The organism is Actinoplanes teichomyceticus ATCC 31121 (assembly GCF_003711105.1).
In the GTDB taxonomy this organism is placed as follows: Bacteria; Actinomycetota; Actinomycetes; order Mycobacteriales; family Micromonosporaceae; genus Actinoplanes; species Actinoplanes teichomyceticus.
Genome location: NZ_CP023865.1, coordinates 1253400 through 1271828, shown reverse-complemented (window position 1 = coordinate 1271828; position 18429 = coordinate 1253400). Strand labels below are relative to the sequence as shown.

Genomic DNA, 18429 nt, shown 5'->3' with positions numbered 1-18429 from the left:
CGCACAGTAGGCTCGGCTTGGGAACAGAAACCACCCGGAGGTGTACTCAGCGTGGCCCAGCGAAGTTCCTTCGTCGTCGTCGCCAACCGTCTGCCCGTGGACGAGGTGACCCTGCCCAGCGGGGAGCGTCAGTGGCGACCCAGCCCCGGTGGCCTGGTCACGGCACTGCATCCGGTGCTCACCGAGCACCGCGGCACCTGGATCGGATGGGCCGGCGGAGCCGGTGACGCCCCCGATCCGTTCGAACTCGAAGGCATAAACATCTACCCGGTGCCGCTGAGCGCCGACGAACTGGAACGCTACTACGAGGGCCAGTCGAACGCGACGATCTGGCCGCTGTACCACGACGCCGTGGAGACCCCGGTCTACAAGCGGCGCTGGCGCGACTCCTACCGCGTCGTCAACCAGCGGTTCGCCGAGGCGGCGGCGGACGTGGCGGCCGAGGGCGCCACCGTCTGGGTGCAGGACTACCAGCTGCAACTGGTGCCCGCGATGCTCCGCGAGATGCGCCCGGACCTGCGCATCGGCTTCTTCCTGCACATCCCGTTCCCGCCGATCGAGCTCTTCATGCAGATGCCGTTCCGGGCCGAGGTCCTGCGCGGCCTGCTCGGCGCCGACCTGGTCGGCTTCCAGCAGCGGCTGGCCGCGCAGAACTTCGTCCGGCTGGCCCGGCACCTGCTCGGCCTGCGCTACGAGGGCCAGTCCATCCAGGTGGACGGGCGCAAGGTGAAGGCCGGCGCGTTCCCGATCAGCATCGACACCCGGGAGATGGAGCGGCTGGCCGCCGACCCGGCGGTGCAGGCCCGCGCCAAGCAGATCCGGGCCGAGCTGGGCGACCCGAAGACGATCATCCTCGGCGTCGACCGGCTGGACTACACCAAGGGCATCGAGTTGCGCCTGAAGGCGTTCCGCGAGCTGCTGGCCGACGGGAAACTGACCGTCGGCGACGCGGTGATGGTGCAGGTCGCCACGCCCAGCCGGGAGCGGGTCGAGCACTACCAGACGCTGCGGGTCAAGGTGGAACGCGAGGTCGGCCGGATCAACGGCGAGTTCGGCACCATCGGCACCCCGGCCGTGCACTACCTGCACCAGTCGGTCAGCAAGCCGGAACTGGCCGCGATGTACGCGGCCGCCGACGTGATGATGGTGACCCCGCTGCGGGACGGGATGAACCTGGTCGCCAAGGAGTACATCGCCTGCCGCGGCGACACCGGGGGCGCGCTGGTGCTCAGCGAGTTCGCCGGCGCCGCCACCGAGCTGCGGCAGTCCTTCCTGTGCAACCCGCACGACCCGGACGGTGTCAAGGACGCGCTGCTGCGCGCGATCAGCGCCGAGCCGGCCGAGCTCAAGCGTCGGATGCGGGTGATGCAGCGGCACCTGCGCACCCACGACGTCGCCCGGTGGGCCCGCACGTTCCTCGACGAGCTCGGCGTCGACGACACCGAGAAGCCCGCCGACGCCTGACCGCGCCGTCCGTCGGCGCCGGGCCGCTCGGCCCGGCGCCGACGCTTTCCGGTACGACCTGTCGCGTCCCGCCCGCAGGCCACCGGCCGGGCCCCGGCCTCGCCCGCGCGAGGCCGCGGCCACCGCGGGCCGTGGCGCGCGGCGACATCCGCCGGGGCCGGCTCAGCCCCCGGCCGGCGCGAACCCCTCGCCGACCGTGACCACGTCACCGATCACCACCACCGCCGGCGGGCGGATCCCGGCCGCCGACACCTGCTCGGCCACCGTGCCCAGGGTGCCGCGCAGCGACCGCTGATGCGCCGTGGAGCCCTCCTGGACCACCGCGACCGGCGTCGTCGCGGCCCGCCCTTCGGCGATCAGCCGTTCCGCGATCTTCGGCAGGTTCTTCAGCCCCATCAGCACCACCAGCGTGCCCCGCAGCCGGGCCAGCGCCGGCCAGTCGACCAGCGAGTCCGCGTGGTCCGGCGGGATGTGCCCGGAGACCACGGTGAACTCGTGCGCCACCCCGCGATGGGTGACCGGGATGCCGGCCAGCGCGGGCGCCGCGATCGAGCTGGTCACCCCGGGCACGACCACGACCGGGACGCCGGCCCGGGCACAGGCCAGCGCCTCCTCGCCGCCGCGGCCGAAGACGAAGTTGTCGCCGCCCTTGAGCCGGACCACGAACCTGCCCCGCAGGGCGCGGTCGACCAGGATCCGGTTGATCTCCTCCTGCGCGGCCGACGGCCCGTACGGGATCTTGGCGGCGTCGATCAGCTCCACCTCCGGGCGCAGCTCGCCGAGCAGCATCCCGGGGACCAGCCGGTCGGCGACCACCACGTCGGCGGCGGCCAGCAGCCGGCGCCCCTTCACCGTGATCAGCTCCGGGTCGCCGGGGCCGGCGCCGACCAGCGCGACGCCGGAGAACTCCGGCGACGCCGGGGGCGCGGCCTCCAGCGCGTGCGCCACCAGGTCACGGACCGCCATCGCGCGGCGCCGGTCGCCACCGTCGGTCACCGCCACGGTCACCTGGCCGTGCCGGGTCACCGCGGGCGTCCACGCGGTCGCGGCGTCGCGGTCGTCGGCCCGTACGCAGAAGACGCGCGCCTCGTCCGCGGCGACGCTGACCTGCGCCGCCGCCTCCGGATCGTCGACCGCGACGTGCACCAGCCAGGCGCCCGCCACGTCGCCGGGCACGAAGCGCCGTGGCGTCCAGCTCGCCCGGCCGGCGTCCACGTGGGCCCGCAGCGCCGGCGTCAGCTCGGGCGAGACGATGTCCACCCGGGCGCCGGCCGCGATCAGCGCGGGCACCCGCCGGGTGGCCACCGAGCCGCCGCCGACCACCAGCACACGGCGGCCCTCCAGGCGGAGGGCCAAGGGGTAGAGGCTCATATCTGCGTCACTCCCGCGCTCATCTGTCCGACACGCTCGCGCTCATCCGGCCGAGCCGCTCGCGTTCACTTCTCCGGCCCGCCCGCGCTCACTTCTCCGACACGCCGGCCGAGTCGAAGGTGGCCACCTCATGCAGCACCCGGACCGCGGCCGAGACGATCGGCAGCGCCAGCACCGCGCCGCTGCCCTCGCCCAGGCGCATCCCGAGATCGAGCAGCGGCTCCAGGCCCAGGTGGGCGAGCGCGACGGTGGCGCCCGGCTCGGCCGAGCGGTGCCCGGCGACCATCGCGGCGACCGCGGCCGGGGCGAACGCGGCGGCGGCCAGCGCGGCCGAGGCGGCGATCACGCCGTCCACGATCACCGGCACCCGGTTGGCGGCGGCGCCCAGGATGAACCCGGTCAGCGCGGCGTGCTCCAGGCCACCGACCGTGGCGAGCACGCCCAGCGGGTCCGCCGGATCCGGGGCGTGCCGGGCCAGCGCCGCGGCGATCACCGCGGTCTTGTGGGCCAGCATGGCGTCGTCGATGCCGGTGCCCCGCCCGGTCACGGTGGCCGGGTCGGCGCCGGTGAAGACCGCGGTGAGCGCCGCCGCGGGAGTCGTGTTGGCGATCCCCATGTCGCCGGTGAGCAGGCACTTCGCGCCGGACGAGACGAGCTGCCCGGCGACCGCGATGCCCACCTCGATCGCGGCCCGGGCCTCCTCGCGGGTGAGCGCCGGCTCGGCGGTCATGTCCCGGGTGCCGCGGCGGATGTTCGCGTCCAGCAGGGTGGGGCCGCCGTGCAGCGGGATCGCCACCCCGGCGTCGATCACCATGACGTCCGCGCCGGCCTGCCGGGCGAACGCGTTCACCACCGCGCCGCCGGCCACGAAGTTCGCCACCATCTGCGCGGTGACCTCCTGCGGCCACGGGGAGACGCCCTGCGCGTGCACCCCGTGGTCGCCGGCGAAGACGGCGACGGTCGCCGGGGCGGGCAGCGGGGGCGGGCAGACCCCGGCCAGGCCGGCCAGGCGCACCGACAGCTCCTCCAGCGAGCCCAGCGAGCCGGCCGGCTTGGTCAGCCGGGCCTGCAACTCGCGGGCGGCCGCCATGGCCTGCTCGTCGGCCGGGCGGATGGCCGCCAGGGTGGTCTCCAGGGTCACGGTCGCTCCTCGATCACGTCTCGCAGAGTCTGCACGAATCCGTCCGTGGTGGCAGTGTCGCGCACCGCAATCCGGAGCCAGTCGGGGCCCAGGCCCGGGAAGGTGTCGCCACGGCGTACCGCGTAGCCCCGTTTACGCAGCTCGATCCGCACCTGATCGGCGCCGGCGAGGCGTACCGGGACGAACGCGGACGCCGGGTCGCCGACAACCGTGACGCTCGGCACGTGCCGCAGGCGTTCCACCAGGTGGGCGCGCTCGGTGGCGAGCGCCGCCGCGATGGCGCGTTCCGCGGCGACCGCGACCGGCGACGCGCAGGCGGTCGCCGCGGCGAGCGCCGGCGTCGAGACCGCCCAGAGCGGCTGCGCGGCGGCCAGCCGCGGCACCAGCTCGGCCGGGGCGAGCAGGTAGCCGATCCGCAGGCCGGCCAGGCCCCAGGTCTTGGTCAGGCTGCGCAGGACGACCAGGCCGGGCAGGTCGCGGCGCTCGGCCAGCGACTCCGGTTCGCCGGGACACCCGTCCCGGTACGTCGTGTCCGCGAACGCCTCGTCGATCACCAGCACCCGGCCGGGGCGGGCCAGCTTCGCCAGGTCCCGCGCCGGGTGCAGCACCGAGGTGGGATTCGTGGGGTTGCCGACGAACACCAGGTCGGCGTCGTCGGGCACCCGGGCCGGGTCCAGCCGGAACCCGTCCGCCTCGGTCAGCAGCACCCGGTCCACCCGGTGCCCGGCGTTGCGCAGCGCGGCCTCCGGCTCGGTGAACTGCGGGTGCACCACCACCGGGCGGCGGGCCCCGCGCAGCGCCTGCGCGAGCAGCACGAACGCCTGCGCGGCGCCCGCGGTGAGCAGCACCTCCGCCGGGTCGCGGCGATGCCGCGCGGCGACCGCGGCGGTCGGGGCCGTGGCGTCGGGGTAGGCGGAGAGACCGCCGAGCGAGGCGGCGATCGGCTCGGCCAGCCACGCGGGCATCGCCTGGTGCCGCACGTTGACCGCGAGATCGATCAGGCCCGCCCCCACCTCGGCGTCGCCGTGATGATCGAGGTCGAACGTCATGGGGTCAGCATGCCGCACGCGCCGGGCACGCCGCGCTCCGCGCCCTCGCCGACGCCCCGGCGCGGGCGGCCACCCGGCTCACTGCCAGGTTTTGCGGACTCCCGCCGGCTTACCCCCGCTATCGCGGAAATGTCTCACTTCAGTGGTTCCCGGAGAACGTGAAGCCGTCTGTCCTACCTTCGAAGAGTGACTGACCGACACCTCACCGTAGCCGGAAGAGTCGCCCTCCTGATCCGCGCCGGCCTCATCGCGGGCCTGGTCGTCGCCGGCCTCTCCTATCCCTTCACCGCCCTGGCCGGGATGGGTGTCAAGGCCGGCAGCGACGCGCTGGAGAACATGCCGGAACGACTCGCCGAAGCGCCCGCGGCGCAGACCACCTACATCTACGCCCGCGACGGCAAGACCCTGCTGACCATGTTCTACGAGGAGTACCGGCGGCAGGTCGCGCTCAAGGACATGTCGCCGTACATCACCCAGGCCATCGTGGCCTCCGAGGACACCCGCTTCTACGAGCACCACGGGGTCGACGCCAAGGGGGTGGCCCGCGCCTTCGTGGCCAACCAGCAGGCCGGCGGGGTGTCCCAGGGCGCTTCCACGCTCACCATGCAGTACGTCCGGATGACGCTGCGCGACAACGCCCGCACCCCGAGGGAGGCGCTGGAGGCCACCGAGCAGACCGCCGCCCGGAAAATACGCGAGATGCGGCTGGCCGTCGAGGTCGAACAGCGGCTCAGCAAGCAGCAGATCCTGGAGCGGTACCTGAACACCGCCTACTACGGCCACCGCGCGTACGGCATCTACGCCGCGTCCGAGGTGTTCTTCTCGAAACCTCCCAAGGAACTCACCCTGACCGAGGCGGCGCTGCTGGCCGGCCTGGTCAAGGCGCCCTCCGCGTTCGACCCGGCGACCCGCGACCAGGCGGCGGCCTGGGAGCGGCGCAACTACGTGATCGACCAGATGCTCAAGATGGGCACGATCACCCCGGCGCAGGCGGCGACCGCCAAGCGGTCCAGGATCGCGCTGCGGTTGAGCGCCCCGCCCAACGACTGCGTCTCGGTCCCCGCCGAGCACAACGACTGGGGCTTCTTCTGCGACTACTTCAAGAGCTGGTGGCGCGAGCAGCCGGCCTTCGGCCGGACCGTCCAGGAGCGCGAGGAGAACCTGCGCCGCGGCGGCTACCGGGTGGTCACCTCCCTCGACCCGCGGATCCAGGCGGCCGCGATGAGACACGTGCTGGACAAGGAGCGGCGCAGGAGCCCGTTCGCCCACGGCCAGGTGGTGATCCAGCCGGGCACCGGGCGGATCGTCAGCATGGCGGTGAACCGGCGGTACTCGCTGCAGCAGGAGAACAACGGCAAGCACAGCGACCGGGCCCAGCGCGACGACGTGCGCGGCAACTACCCGAACACGGTGAACCCGCTGCTCGGCGGCGGCGAGATGGCCGGGTACCAGGCCGGCTCCACCTTCAAGATCTTCACGCTGCTGGCCGCCCTGGACGCCGGGATGCCGCTCTCCACGTCGTTCTACGCGCCGCAGCGCTACGTCTCGAAGTACATCACCGCACCCGGGCCGGCCACCTGCGGCGTGCACTGGTGCCCGAAGAACTCCAGCCCGACGATGACCGGCACACACACCATGTGGAGCGGGTTCGGCAAGTCGGTGAACACCTACTTCGTGCAGCTCGAGCAGCGGGTGGGCGCGGAGAAGGCGGTCGCCATGGCCGAGAAGCTCGGACTGAGGTGGCGTACCCCGGTGGACCGGAAGCTGGCCACGCCGGAACACGCCTCCGGATGGGGCGCGTTCACCCTCGGGGTCAGCGACGCCACCCCGGTGGAGATGGCCAACGTGTTCGCGACGGTCGCCGCCGAGGGCCGGTACTGTCAGCCGCTGCCCGTCCTGGCGATCCGCAGGCCGGACGGGAGCGACGCGACGTACCGGGGCAAGCTCGTCGCCGCGCCCCGCTGCCACCGGGTGCTCAGCCGGAACGTCGCGCGGGCCGCGACGGACGCGGCGCGCTGCGTGACCGGGTACGGCGCGGCGCGCGGCGGGTGCGGGGGCGGCGGCACGTCGCCGATGGTGTACGCCACCGTCGGCCGCCCGGTCGCCGGCAAGAGCGGCACGACCGACAACAACCGGACCGCCTGGTTCAGCGGCTTCACCCCGCAGCTGGCCGCGTCCGCGTTCGTGGCCGACCCGGACAATCCGGAGCACTACGTCGGGGCCGGCCGGTCGAGGATCTCCAAGTACACCGTGGCACAGACCCTGCGGGACGCCCTTGAGGACCAACCGGAACTGGGCTTCACCCCGCCCTCGGCCAAGCTCGTCCGGTGACCGGCTAGGGCTGCTGACCCGCGACACCGGCCGGGGCCGTCACGGCTTGCCGCGGCGGCCCCGGGGCGCTTCGCCGGCATCGTGCCCCGTTCGCATCCGGCGTGCCTCAGCTGCCCCAGCGCGACCCGGTGGCCGCGGCCTCCAGGGCGGTGACATGCCCGGCGCCACGTTCGCGCAGCATCTGCCAGGCGAGCGAGTACGCGGGGGCCTTCTCCGGCCGTTCCCGCGCCTGCCCCACGATCACATCGACCAGCGACCGGGTCATCTCCAGCCGCGGGTAGGCGGCGTGGATCCGGTCGGCGTCCGCCTCGGCGACGAATCCGGCGTCGAACCCGATGTCCACGCCCACCCCGCGCCGGACCAGCTGGCACAGCAGACCGCGGCGCTCGGCGATGCCCGGCGAGGTGTGCAGGGCGATGGCCTCCCACACCGCGTCGACCTCGGCGGCGGGCAGGCCGCGAGCGGTCAGGAACTCGGCGGCGACGTCCGCCCCGTCCACCTCGAAGCGCTGATGGCGGTTGCCGTGCTCGGACAGGCCGATGTCATGCAGCACGCACGCCAGGAAGAGCAGTTCCGGGTCGTAGTCACCGCCCGGCACGGCCTGGAGGTGGTCGGCGAGCAGCCGGGCGAACAGGTAGCTGCGGACGCTGTGGTTGGCGACCGCGGCGCATTCCGCGTCGCCGACGAGGGCGAGCGCCGCGGTGGCCAGCTCGGTGCCGGGCAGCAGGAGCACGCCGGAGGCCTGCCCCGGTACGGGGTGGTGAGTCGTCATGGCAATCATCGTGGCCGGACCGGCGGCCCGACGGTGAGTGGCTGGAAAGCCCCTCTTCGATAGGATCCTGCCATGGTCACACATGCTGTCGCGGTGCTCGCGCTGGACCGGGTGGTACCCCTGGACCTCAGCATTCCGGCCGGCATCTTCGGCGAGCAGCCGGATCTGCCGTACCGGTTGACCGTCTGCGGCCGAGATCCGGAGGTCGCCACCACGACCGGCTTCTCGATCCGGGTGCCCGGGACGCTCGACGACGCCCGCCGCGCCGACACGCTGATCGTCCCCGGCTACACCGGCGCGGGCGGCGACCTGCCGGACCAGGTGCTCGACACGATCACGCAGGTGCACGCCCGCGGCGGCCGGGTGGTCTCCATCTGCTCCGGGGCCTTCGCCCTCGCCGCCGCCGGGCTCCTGGACGGACGGCGGGCCACCACGCACTGGAGCCGGGCCGCCGAGCTGGCGCGACGATATCCCCGGATCACCGTCGACCCGCACGTGCTCTACGTCGACGAGGGGCAACTGCTCACCTCCGCCGGCGTCTCCGCCGGCATCGACCTGTGCCTGTACCTGGTGCGGCGCGACCACGGCGCCGCGGCAGCCAACCGGGTCGCCCGCAACGTGGTCGCCGCGCCCCACCGGGACGGCGGCCAGGCCCAGTTCATCGCGTCGCCGGTCGCCGCCGACGACGACGCCGCGCTGTCCGGCGTCCGCGCCTGGGCGCTGGCCCACCTCGACCGCCCCGTCAGCGTGCCCGAACTGGCCCGCCACGCCGCCATGGCGCCGCGCACCTTCGCCCGCCGCTTCGTCGCCGAAACCGGGCACACCCCGTTGCAGTGGCTGTTGCACGCGCGCATCGACCGCGCCCGCGAACTGCTGGAGAGCAGCACCCTCAGTATCGGGCAGATCGCCGACAGCACCGGTCTGGGCAGCGCCATCAATCTCCGGGTCCATTTCCGCAATCTGGTCGGGACCACCCCGAGCGCCTATCGTCGCGCCTTCCGGACCACGGCCGACGTGTCCTGACCGCCCGGGTCGGCCACCGGAGGGGTTTCCCGCGGCCGACACCGGAACCTCGGCAGCGGTGAGGATGCTCGCGCCAGACGCCCAGCCCGGACCCCGGAGCCACCAGACCCGCCGTGCGGGAGCCGAGCGTTGTCCAAGGAAGGACCAGCGAGCCGACCGTACGGTGGCATCGGTTCCGGCGGTGATCATGGCCGCTAGTCGTCGCCCCTTCCCGCGCGCCGCAGACCCGATTCCGGGCCCGTCCGCCCGTCGCCGTTCACAGCGGCCCGCCGCCCGGTGGGCAGACCGATCAGGCGCGACGTGCCGCGGGTGGCTGCTCCCGGCTCCCCCGGCGGACGGTGGGCACGTCGTGGCTGCGGGGTGGTCGCCAGGCGGGATCGCGGCCGGCCAGACCCAGCGCGCGGGGCCACTCGTCCTCCTCCGGGTCGATCGGCACCCGCGGGCCGAGGAAACCCGGGGTGCCCTCGGCCGGGGCGGCCGACAGGAACGGGACCAGCGCGGCCAGGACACGGGGGTCGACGGCGAAATCCTGGCCGGTGGCCCGGGCCAGATCCCAGCCGTGCATGACCAGCTCGTTGGCGGCCACCACGCCCATCTCGGGAGCCGGCATGGTGATCCCGCCGGCCCGGGCCAGACCGCGCCAGGCGACCGGGGCGTGCCAGGCGGTGGCCAGCTCCTCCAGCCGGACCGGCAGGCGGCTGCGCCAGTGCGGCGACAGGTGTGCCGCCGACGGCGGGCGCGGCGGGCGGTCACCACCCGCGTCAGCGCCCCGGCGGGCCGCCTCGGTGAACGCCTCGGCGAGGCTCATCAGATGATCGAGAAGGGTCGCCACGGACCAGCCGGGACAGGGCGTCGGGGCGATCAGCTCGCGGTCGTCGACCCCCAGCAGCAGTGCCCTGAGCTGACGAACCGGCGGGTCCAGATCCAGCGGCAGGCGAGCGGCCACGGTCGTCCTCCTTCGGTTGTCGTGCTCCCACGGTACGAGGTGGATACGACGGTTCCGGACCGCCGGACGCCGTTCCGGGTCGCTGGGCGGCTCCCGATGGGCCGCCCCGGGGCACTGGCCGGGCGGGTGGCGCGGCGCGGGCGCGGCGCAGCCGTCCGGGCGGTGCCGGAGGGGCGACGGCCGGACGCGACGGGCGACGGCCGTACCCGCCGGAATCGGTCAATCGGTCATCCGCCGGGGACAACACCCGCCGGCCACGCTCAGCCCGCCGCGGTCAGCCTGCCGCAGCGGCCGGCCACGGTCGGCCTGTCGCGGCAGCCGGCCACGGTCAGCCTGCCGCGGCAGCCGGCCACGGTCAGCCTGCCGCGGCAGCCGGCCACGGTCAGCCTGCCGCGGCAGCCGGCCACGGTCGCCGGCCACGCTCAGGAGGACACCGGGATGTCGGAGGTCGGGCGGTCGTCCGCATCCCGTCCCGGGCCGGCGCCGGGCGTCCCGGACCCGGCCGGCCCAGCGCCCGGCATCCCGTGCCCGGCCGAGCCAGCGCCCGACACCGCGTGCCCAGCCGGGCCGACGCCGGGTGTCCCGTGACCCGCGCCCACGCCGGGCGAGCCCTGGCCCAGCCCGGGCGGGCCCTGACCCGGGCCCATGCCGTGCGGCGCCTGTCCCGGGCCCGCGCCACGCGGTCCCTGCGGCGGGCCTGCGCCGTGCGCCCGCCCCGCCGGGCCGGGGCCGTGCGGGCCGTGCACCGGGCCGGGGTTGGCGGATCCGTGAACCGGGCCCACGTTCGGCATATTGGAACCCGGGCGCGGGTGGACCGGCCCGTTGCCGGACGCCGGCCCGGGCCCCGGACCGGCGGGCAACGCCATCGGACCGTGTGCCGTGCTGTGCGGCGCCCCCATGCCCGGCGCCGGGACGCCGGGCGGGAACATCCCGGGCACCGGGCCGGTGGTCGGCGCCGGGTCGGCGGGCGGCAGTTCGTCCGGCAGCGGGCCGGAGACGGCGCCGGGGATCGGACCGGAGACGGAGCCGGACATCGGCCCGGACGTGGGGCCGTTCGCGGTCACCCGCGCGCCGCCACCGGACATCCCGGGCGGCAGCGGGCCCGGACCGTGCCCATCCGCCGGCACGCCACCGAACCCCGGCACCCCACCCGAACCCGGGGCATCCATCGGCACCCGGTCGAACCCGGGCGCCCCACCGGGCAGCGGCCCGGAACCATGCGCATCCACCGGCACGCCACCGAACCCCGGCACCCCACCGGAACCCTGAGCGTCCATCGGCACGCCACCGAACCCCGGCACCGCACCGGAACCCTGAGCGTCCATCGGCACCCGGTCGAACCCGGGCATCCCGGGCGGCACCGGTCCCGGGCCTCGCCCGTCCCCCGGCACCGCGCCGAAGCTGGGCGCTGCGGCCGGGCCGCCGCCCGGCGCGCCCGCCGCGACCGGGCCGGGTCCGGAATACCCGGCCGGAGCGAACTCCGGTGCGGGATGGCCGGTGAACTCCGGATCGAAGTACCCCGCCGGAGCCGGCTCCGAGCCGGGCATCCCCTGCGCCGAAACGGACACCGGCGGCCTCATCGGCACCGGCTGCGCCGGCGCACCGGGCATCTGTGGCGTCGGACCGCCGCTCTGCGAGCCGTGCCCGCCGGCCTGCGGCCCGCGACCGCCGACCGGCACGCCGTGACCGTCCACCTGCGGGCCATGACCGCCCGGCTGCGGGCCATGACCGCCCGGCTTCCCCGGGCCGGTGATCGCGGCCGCGACCAGGCGCTTGGCGATCTCCGGCGCGGCCGCCCAGTGCAGCCCCAGCTGTGAGGCGTGCACCTGGCGCCAGACGAAACCCTCCGGGTTGCCTCCCGACCAGGTCCACGCGGGCGCGGCGCCGGCCCGCGGCGTCACGACCGCGCGGTGCTGCTTGTACCCGGTGATCCGGGCGCCGGCCGGGGCCAGCACCGACGTGCCCGGCGCGGTCGCCTCGCGGTACCCGGCGACGGTCTGCTCCCCGGTGACGCCGGTGATGTCCAGCACTCCGCACATCGGCCGACCGTCGAGCTCACGGCCGAGCCAGGGCAGCGCCACCCCCTCGGCGACCACCGGCCACCCGTCCCGGGCGAACCGTGCCACGTCGGAGCAGAGCCGGTGGTTGGCGGAAAGCTCCTCGGCATACCCCTCGGGCAGTCCGGAACCGACGATCAGCGCCCGGGTGCCCGGCGGCAGCGACTCGTCGCGGAGCGGGTCGACCACCACCACGTCGGCGCCGGCGGCGGTGAGCAGTTCGGCGGTTTCCACGTACGTGTAAGGAGCACCCGGACCACCCGCGAGCGCAACGACCGGGCGCAGCTCGGCCGGCTCGCCGGCCGCCTCGGCCGGCGTCCAGAGCGGCCCCGGCAGCGGCGGGGCGGAGGTGGCCAGGGCCATCAGCCGGTCCAGGTCGAGCGCCTGGGCGACCGCCTCACCGAGGCGGCGCACGGCGCGGCCGGCCTCGACGGTACGGTGCGCGACCGGCACCAGGCCGTGTGCCCGGGAGGGCAGCACGTTCGGCAGGTCACCGCGGCGCAGCGCGCCCAGCACCGGCATGCCGATGTCGTCCAGGGCGCTGCGCAGCATCTGCTCGTGGCGCGGCGAGGCCACCCGGTTCAGGATCACGCCACCCAGGTGCACCATCTCGTCGAACATCCGGAAGCCGTGCACCAGCGCGGCGAGCGAGTGGCCCATCGCGGCGACGTCCACCACCAGCGCCACCGGCGCGCGCAGCGTGGCCGCGACCGCGGCGGTGCCGTCGACCTCCGGCTGCCAGGTGAGGCTGTCGAACAGGCCCATCGCGCCCTCGATGACGGACAGCTGCGCCCCGGAGGCGCCGTGCCCGAACAGCGGCGCGATGCGTTGCGCGCCGACCAGGCGGGGGTCCAGGTTGCGGCCCGGGCGTCCGGCCGCCAGCCCGAGGTACGCCGCGTCGGTGTGATCGGGGCCGACCTTGAAACCCGCCGTGGGCAGGCCACGTGCCGCCATCGCGGCGAGCAGCCCGACGGCTATCGCGGTCTTGCCGTGGCCGGACGACGGCGCGCTCACGACCAGACGGGGCTGGGCGCTGATCAATGTCTCCCCCGAGGGTTTCGCGGACCGGCGGTCACGTGATATTGGCCGCCGGAAGTCGCACAGTACCCGGCTGCGGCGGTGGCTGCCGCCTCGCCGGGTAGCCTCGGGGGGTGTACCGGTTCCTGCTGTCCCCCCGCTGGCTGGCCGCCGCCGCCCTGGCCGTGGTCGCCTCAGTGATCATGGTGCTGCTCGGCAACTGGCAGCTGCGCCGGTACCACGAACGCAGCGAGATCAATCACCGGGTCGACGCCGCGGACTCCGCGCAGGCGGTTCCGCTGACCTCGGTGCTGGCCGCCCCGGCCGCCCAGGGCACCCCGGGGGCCTCCCCCGGCGAGTCGCTGGCCTGGACGAAAGTGACGGTGACCGGCCGCTACGACCCGGCGAACGAGATCCAGGCGCGGGGCCGCACGGTGGCCGGCGAGGTCGGCTTCGAGATCCTCACTCCGCTGATCCTCGCCGATGGGACCGCGGTGCTGATCGACCGTGGCTGGGTGCCCCCGGCGGCCGGTGGGGCGCTGGCCCCGCCGCGGGTTCCGCCCGCCCCGACCGGCGAGGTCACCGTGATCGGGCAGATTCACCTGTCGGAAAGCCGACCGGCCCCGGTCGAGCGACGCGACGGCCGCCTGGACACCCGCCGGATCAGCCTGCCCCGGATCGCGCAGGCTCTGCCCTTCCCGGTCTACGGGGCGTATGTGCTGGTCAACTCGCAGACACCGGCCAACGACCCGGCGTTCGTGCGGGTGTCCATCCCGCACGAGGACGCCTGGCAGAACGGCGGCTACGCGGTGCAGTGGTGGCTGTTCGCGGTGATGGCGCTGGTGCTCTACGGCTACCAGGCCCGCCGGGAGGCGCACGGCCTGAACGCCCCGGCGGGCGAGCGGACCGCTGCCGCCCGGCCGGCCGAGCGTTCCCGCGACCGCGTGGAGGCCGCCGACCAGCGCCGCGAGACCCGGTCCCGGCCCCGCGACCGGGTCGAGGAGGCCGACCGGCGCCGCGCCACCCAACGGCCGACCGACCGCGTCGCGGAAGCCGACCAACGCCGCGCCACCCAACGGCCGACCGACCGCGTCGCGGAAGCCGACCAACGCCACGCCACCGAACTTTCCGCGGATCGGGTGGCGGAGGCGGACCGGCGCCTCGCGGCGCAGAACGGCGCGGATTAATGTCCCCAGCATGACCTTCCCGCCGGACGAACCCTGGGGTGTGCCCGCACCGGCCCCGGCCGGCCCGTCGCCGACGGCCCCCCTCGCTCCGCCATCCGCACCGGCCGGTCCGCCACCGGCCGCGCCCGGGCCGGTCATCGTGCAGATTGCCGAGATCGACATCACCTCGTCCACGATCAGCACCCCGGCCGGCGACTTCCCGCTGGCCGGGTCGCAGTGGCAGGTCAACGAGTTCTGGGTGAGCCGGCGACAGACCCCGACGTGGGCCAAGCTCATCGGTTTCGGGGCGGTCTGCTTCACCCTGGGCCTCAGCCTGCTGCTCCTGCTCGTCAAGGAGTCGGCGCCGCTGGGCACCGTCCAGGTCACCGTCACCAGCGGCCCCCGGCACTACGTCGCCCGCATCCCGGTCCACGACGAGAGCGACGTGGTCACCATCAACCAGCAGGTCAATTACGTACGGAGTCTGGCGGCCCTGTAATCCCCCAGCGCTGCCCGGCGTCCGCCCTGATCGCTGCCGCCACCCGCCGCGCGCTGCCCGCCACGGTCCCGTCCTGCCGCGCTGCCCGCCTTTCTCACGCCCGGCCGGGGTTCCCGGCGCCCGGCACGCGGAAGCCGGCGGGCCGTATCGGTCAAGGCACCGACCGGGCGATGCCGGTCACGCGCCATCCGGGCGAGCGCCGATCGCCCGGACCGCGTCGAGGGTGTCCGCCTCCGCCGCGGTCTTGTCCTCCCGGTACCGCAGCACCCGGGCGAACCGCAGCGCCACCCCGCCCGGATACCGCGGCGACGTCTGCACCCCGTCGAACGCCACCTCGACGACCTGCTCCGGCCGCACCCGAACCACCCAGCCGTCGTCCTCGACGGCCAGCTGTGTGAACCGCTCGGTCTGCCAGCGCAGCAGCTCGTCGGTGAGCCCCTTGAACGTCTTGCCGAGCATCACGAACCCGCCGGTCCCCGGATCGCGGGCGCCCAGGTGCAGGTTGGACAGCCAGCCCCGGCGCCGCCCGTGGCCCCACTCGACCGCCAGCACCACCAGGTCCAGGGTGTGCCGCGGTTTCACCTTCACCCAGGCGGAGCCGCGGCGGCCCACGTCGTACGGTGCGTCGGGGGCCTTGACGACGACCCCCTCCTGCCCGGCGGCCAGGGCGGCGGCGAACGCGGCGGCGGCCTGTTCCTCGGTCTCCGCCGTCCGCCGCCCGACGGTCAGACTGTCCGGGAGGGTGTCGGCCAGAGCGGCCCAGCGCACCCGTCCCGGCTCGTCGAGCAGGTCGGCGCCGTCCAGATGGAGAACGTCGAAGAAGTACGGCACCAGGGCGAGCGGGTTGGTCTTTCCCCTGGTCGCGGCACGACTGGACGTCTCCTGGAACGGGCGGGGCCGGCCCCGCTCGTCGAGCGCCATCGCCTCGCCGTCGAGCACCGCCTCGCGCAGCGGCAGCGCCCGGACCGCCGCGACCACCTCGGGCAGCCGTGCGGTGATGTCGTCCAGGCTGCGGGTGAAGACGGCCACCTCGCCACCGGAACGGTGCACCTGGATCCGGATGCCGTCCAGCTTGGCGTCGACCACCGCGGGCGTGCCGGTGGCCAGCAGAGCCGCGCCGACGTCCGGGGCGCTCTGCGCCAGCATCGGGGTGAGCGGGGTGCCGACCCGCAGACGCATCGCGGCGAGCGCGGGGGCGCCGCCGGTCAGCGCGGCGACCGCGACCTGCTTGAGGTCGCCGGACAGGAGCAGGGCGCGGCGTACGCCGGTGACCGGCACCTGCGCGGCCACCGCGATGGCCTCGGCCAGCAGCCCGGCCTGCGCGCCCTGGCGCAGCTCCCCGCCGAACAGCCCGACCAGCAACCGCTGCTCGTCGGCGGTGGCCGCCCCGAACAGCGCGCCGAGCAGCTCCCGGCGGCGAGCCTGCGATCCGGCGCCGGCCACGGTGGCGATCTCGGCGATCGCCGCGTCGACCGCGGCGACGGTCAGGGTCGGCTCGGTGGCCGGGACGGGCCGGTCGCGCAGACCGGCATATCCCACCCCGGTCTGGCGTTGCCGCAGCTCGCCCGCGAGGTACGCGGAGCCGGCCGCGATCTCGGTGGGCTCCAGCCGCCGCAGCGCGTCGGCCAACAGCTCGATCTTGGCCTTCCGTCCCGCGGTCGCCGCGACGGCGGCCGACGTCGCCGCGATGTCCACAAATCGCATGGCTCTCATCCTGGCAGGCACATCCGTGCACCGGAGGTCCCGACGAATCGCAGAGCCGGGCGCGCCGGGCGGTCAGGCCGCGAGTCGCTCGTCGATCCGGAAGCCGCGGGCCCGGACCGCCTCGGCCACCCGGGTGAGCTCGGCGTCGATGCCGCACAGCGCCCGGGAGAGCTCGTCCAGATGCTCGGTGAGGGTGGCGTCGTCCCACCCGGAGACGTCGACGTCCCCCAAAGCCCGGACCGCGGCACGCAGCCGCGCGATCGACTCGATCCGATCGCGAGTCCGAAGCCGATCCAGCGTGGCGCGGGGCCCGGCAGACCTGGCCCGGGCCACGCTGCCGTTCGGAACAGCAGTTATCGAACGCATGTTCGAATCCTAACAGGATCGGTCGCCGATCACAGCGCCATCGCGTGGCGGAACCTCATCTCCGCCTCGGCCGGGCGGGCCCGCGCCGCGACGAAGCCGTCCGGGCGTACCAGATAGAAGTGGCCGGGCTGCAGCGGCGTCGCCGGCGCCGCCGGGAACACGTGCACCGGCAGCCCCAGATCGGGCGCCTCGGTGCCCTCGACCCCGCCGTACCCGTGGATCTGCCAGTCGGCGGTGCGCAGCACCGCGAAGTTCCCGCCCGTCCAGGGCAGCCGGCGGCCGACCACCGGGTCGCGTTTGCCGTCCGGGGTACGCGCCTGCGGCCCGACCGGGTAGTGGATGCGCACCTGGGAGACGTACTCGAAGAGCCGGGACCCGCCCGCCGACCGGGGCAGCACCCGCACCGCCACCGGGGCGATCAGCGGGATCACCGCGGCACGCGCCACCCGGGTCACCGGACGGTCCGAGGTGATCACCCGGAACAACCGGTCGGTGGTGGCCACCAGGGTCTTCGCGACCGGGCGGCGCTCCTGTTCGTACCGGTCCAGCCAGCTGTCCCGGCACCGGCCGCGCAGCACGTCGGCCAGCTTGAAGGCCAGGTTGTGGGCATCCTGCAGCCCGGTGTTCATGCCCTGCCCGCCGACCGGCGAGTGCACGTGGCCGGCGTCACCGGCCAGGAAGAACGGCCCGTCCCGGAACGCCGCGGCGATCCGGTGGTGCACCCGGTACGTGGCGAACCAGCGCGCCTCGGCGAACGTCACCGCGAACCTCTCCCGCAGCCGGCCCCGCACGTCCTCCTCGTCCAGCCGGCCGTCGCCGTCGGAGTCCCGGACGACCCCGATCAGCCGCCAGTTGCCCGGCCCCGGCATCGGGAAGGCCAGCAGGAAGTCGCGCCCGCCGGGCCGTGCGTTGATCGAGTCGGCGGCCAGCCCGGTCGCCGCGACCGCGTCGAGCACGTAGAACCGCTGCGGGCTGGTGCTGCCCTCGAAGGGAATCCGTCGCGCCTTGCGAACCGCGGAGTTCGCCCCGTCGCAGCCGACACAGAACCGGGCCCGGACGGTGTCGTTGCCGACCTTCGCCTCGACGCCCTCCTCGATCTGCACGACCGCGGTGACCGGGGTCTCCCACACCACGTCACCACCGAGCTTGCGCAGGTTGTCGTAGAGGATCTCCTCGTTGCGGCTCTGCTCCAGCACCTCGATGTACGGGTACGGTGTGACCCCGCGCCCGAGCGCCCCGAGCGGGATCCGCCCGAACACCCGCGCCCCGGTGCCGGGCGCGAGCGCCTGCGCCCGGCGGGCCGCGTCCAGCACCTGGTCGCCGATGCCGAGCTGGTCGTAGATTTCCAGGCTGCGCGCCTGCACCACGAGCGCCCGGGACTCGCGGGTGGGACCATCCTTGCCGTCCACCACGAGCACCCGCACGCCGAGCCGGGTCAGCCAGTTGGCGAGCATCAGGCCGGTCGGACCGGCGCCCACCACGAGGACCTCACACGACAGCTCGGCCATCGTCGACTCCGTCCT

General features: G+C 74.8%; 13 protein-coding genes and 1 pseudogene. 5 read left to right on the top strand and 9 right to left on the bottom strand.

The window, feature by feature from the left end:
- Positions 1-51 precede the first annotated feature (51 nt).
- Positions 52-1464: an alpha,alpha-trehalose-phosphate synthase (UDP-forming) gene (locus ACTEI_RS05760; RefSeq protein ID WP_122976695.1), complete on the top strand. Its 1413-nt coding sequence runs from the start codon at positions 52-54 to the stop codon at positions 1462-1464.
- A 162-nt stretch (positions 1465-1626) separates the two neighbouring features.
- On the opposite strand, the gene cobA is transcribed toward ACTEI_RS05760, so the two are convergent.
- The 3 genes from cobA to cobC form a co-directional block, all read right to left on the bottom strand.
- Positions 1627-2835: a uroporphyrinogen-III C-methyltransferase gene (gene cobA / locus ACTEI_RS05755; protein ID WP_122976694.1), complete on the bottom strand. Its 1209-nt coding sequence runs from the start codon at positions 2833-2835 to the stop codon at positions 1627-1629.
- A gap of 88 nt (positions 2836-2923) precedes the next feature.
- On the bottom strand, positions 2924-3925 hold the full coding sequence (cobT, locus tag ACTEI_RS05750) for a nicotinate-nucleotide--dimethylbenzimidazole phosphoribosyltransferase (RefSeq protein ID WP_239082568.1): 1002 nt from the start codon (positions 3923-3925) through the stop codon (positions 2924-2926).
- Between the two features lie 47 nt (positions 3926-3972).
- Positions 3973-5025 (bottom strand): Rv2231c family histidinol phosphate aminotransferase CobC, encoded by a 1053-nt coding sequence (gene cobC, locus ACTEI_RS05745; RefSeq protein ID WP_239082565.1) that lies wholly within the window; start codon positions 5023-5025, stop codon positions 3973-3975.
- 186 nt (positions 5026-5211) lie between these two features.
- Between cobC and ACTEI_RS05740 the strand changes: the two genes are divergently transcribed.
- Positions 5212-7356, top strand: a complete 2145-nt coding sequence (locus ACTEI_RS05740) for a transglycosylase domain-containing protein (RefSeq protein ID WP_122976691.1) — start codon at positions 5212-5214, stop codon at positions 7354-7356.
- Between the two features lie 106 nt (positions 7357-7462).
- On the opposite strand, the gene ACTEI_RS05735 is transcribed toward ACTEI_RS05740, so the two are convergent.
- Positions 7463-8128, bottom strand: a complete 666-nt coding sequence (locus ACTEI_RS05735) for an HD domain-containing protein (RefSeq protein WP_122976690.1) — start codon at positions 8126-8128, stop codon at positions 7463-7465.
- A 72-nt stretch (positions 8129-8200) separates the two neighbouring features.
- Here ACTEI_RS05735 and ACTEI_RS05730 point away from each other — a divergent pair, with 72 nt between their 5' ends.
- Positions 8201-9151: a GlxA family transcriptional regulator gene (locus tag ACTEI_RS05730; protein ID WP_122976689.1), complete on the top strand. Its 951-nt coding sequence runs from the start codon at positions 8201-8203 to the stop codon at positions 9149-9151.
- Between the two features lie 289 nt (positions 9152-9440).
- On the opposite strand, the gene ACTEI_RS05725 is transcribed toward ACTEI_RS05730, so the two are convergent.
- Both ACTEI_RS05725 and ACTEI_RS05720 read right to left on the bottom strand, forming a co-directional pair.
- Complete coding sequence (locus ACTEI_RS05725) at positions 9441-10097, bottom strand: TIGR03086 family metal-binding protein (RefSeq protein WP_122976688.1); 657 nt, start codon at positions 10095-10097, stop codon at positions 9441-9443.
- 422 nt (positions 10098-10519) lie between these two features.
- Complete coding sequence (locus ACTEI_RS05720) at positions 10520-13168, bottom strand: cobyrinic acid a,c-diamide synthase CobB (protein ID WP_239082566.1); 2649 nt, start codon at positions 13166-13168, stop codon at positions 10520-10522.
- A gap of 137 nt (positions 13169-13305) precedes the next feature.
- Between ACTEI_RS05720 and ACTEI_RS05715 the strand changes: the two are divergent.
- Together ACTEI_RS05715 and ACTEI_RS05710 are read left to right on the top strand one after the other, a co-directional pair.
- Positions 13306-14097, top strand: a pseudogene (locus ACTEI_RS05715) (SURF1 family cytochrome oxidase biogenesis protein); the annotation flags it as partial.
- Positions 14098-14368: 271 nt separating this feature from the next.
- Positions 14369-14836 (top strand): hypothetical protein, encoded by a 468-nt coding sequence (locus ACTEI_RS05710; protein ID WP_122976685.1) that lies wholly within the window; start codon positions 14369-14371, stop codon positions 14834-14836.
- Between the two features lie 177 nt (positions 14837-15013).
- Here ACTEI_RS05710 and ACTEI_RS05705 read toward each other — a convergent pair whose 3' ends face one another.
- The 3 genes from ACTEI_RS05705 to ACTEI_RS05695 all read right to left on the bottom strand — a co-directional run bounded on the left by ACTEI_RS05705 (position 15014) and on the right by ACTEI_RS05695 (position 18414).
- On the bottom strand, positions 15014-16540 hold the full coding sequence (locus ACTEI_RS05705) for an ATP-dependent DNA ligase (protein ID WP_122976684.1): 1527 nt from the start codon (positions 16538-16540) through the stop codon (positions 15014-15016).
- Positions 16541-16612: 72 nt separating this feature from the next.
- Complete coding sequence (locus ACTEI_RS05700; protein WP_239082569.1) at positions 16613-16906, bottom strand: hypothetical protein; 294 nt, start codon at positions 16904-16906, stop codon at positions 16613-16615.
- A 29-nt stretch (positions 16907-16935) separates the two neighbouring features.
- Positions 16936-18414 carry an FAD-dependent monooxygenase gene (locus tag ACTEI_RS05695; RefSeq protein ID WP_122976683.1) on the bottom strand — a complete coding sequence of 493 codons (1479 nt, stop codon included), beginning with the start codon at positions 18412-18414 and terminating at the stop codon, positions 16936-16938.
- Between the last annotated feature and the right edge of the window lie 15 nt (positions 18415-18429).

Bases quoted from the DNA above. Each gene is read 5' to 3' on its own strand.
- cobT (WP_239082568.1), bottom strand. From the start codon at position 3,925: ATGGCGGCCGCCCGCGAGTTGCAGGCCCGGCTGACCAAGCCGGCCGGC.
- cobA (WP_122976694.1), bottom strand. From the start codon at position 2,835: ATGAGCCTCTACCCCTTGGCCCTCCGCCTGGAGGGCCGCCGTGTGCTG.
- cobC (WP_239082565.1), bottom strand. From the start codon at position 5,025: ATGACGTTCGACCTCGATCATCACGGCGACGCCGAGGTGGGGGCGGGC.
- ACTEI_RS05700 (WP_239082569.1), bottom strand. From the start codon at position 16,906: ATGCGTTCGATAACTGCTGTTCCGAACGGCAGCGTGGCCCGGGCCAGG.
- ACTEI_RS05735 (WP_122976690.1), bottom strand. From the start codon at position 8,128: ATGACGACTCACCACCCCGTACCGGGGCAGGCCTCCGGCGTGCTCCTG.
- ACTEI_RS05695 (WP_122976683.1), bottom strand. From the start codon at position 18,414: ATGGCCGAGCTGTCGTGTGAGGTCCTCGTGGTGGGCGCCGGTCCGACC.
- ACTEI_RS05705 (WP_122976684.1), bottom strand. From the start codon at position 16,540: ATGCGATTTGTGGACATCGCGGCGACGTCGGCCGCCGTCGCGGCGACC.
- ACTEI_RS05710 (WP_122976685.1), top strand. From the start codon at position 14,369: ATGACCTTCCCGCCGGACGAACCCTGGGGTGTGCCCGCACCGGCCCCG.
- ACTEI_RS05730 (WP_122976689.1), top strand. From the start codon at position 8,201: ATGGTCACACATGCTGTCGCGGTGCTCGCGCTGGACCGGGTGGTACCC.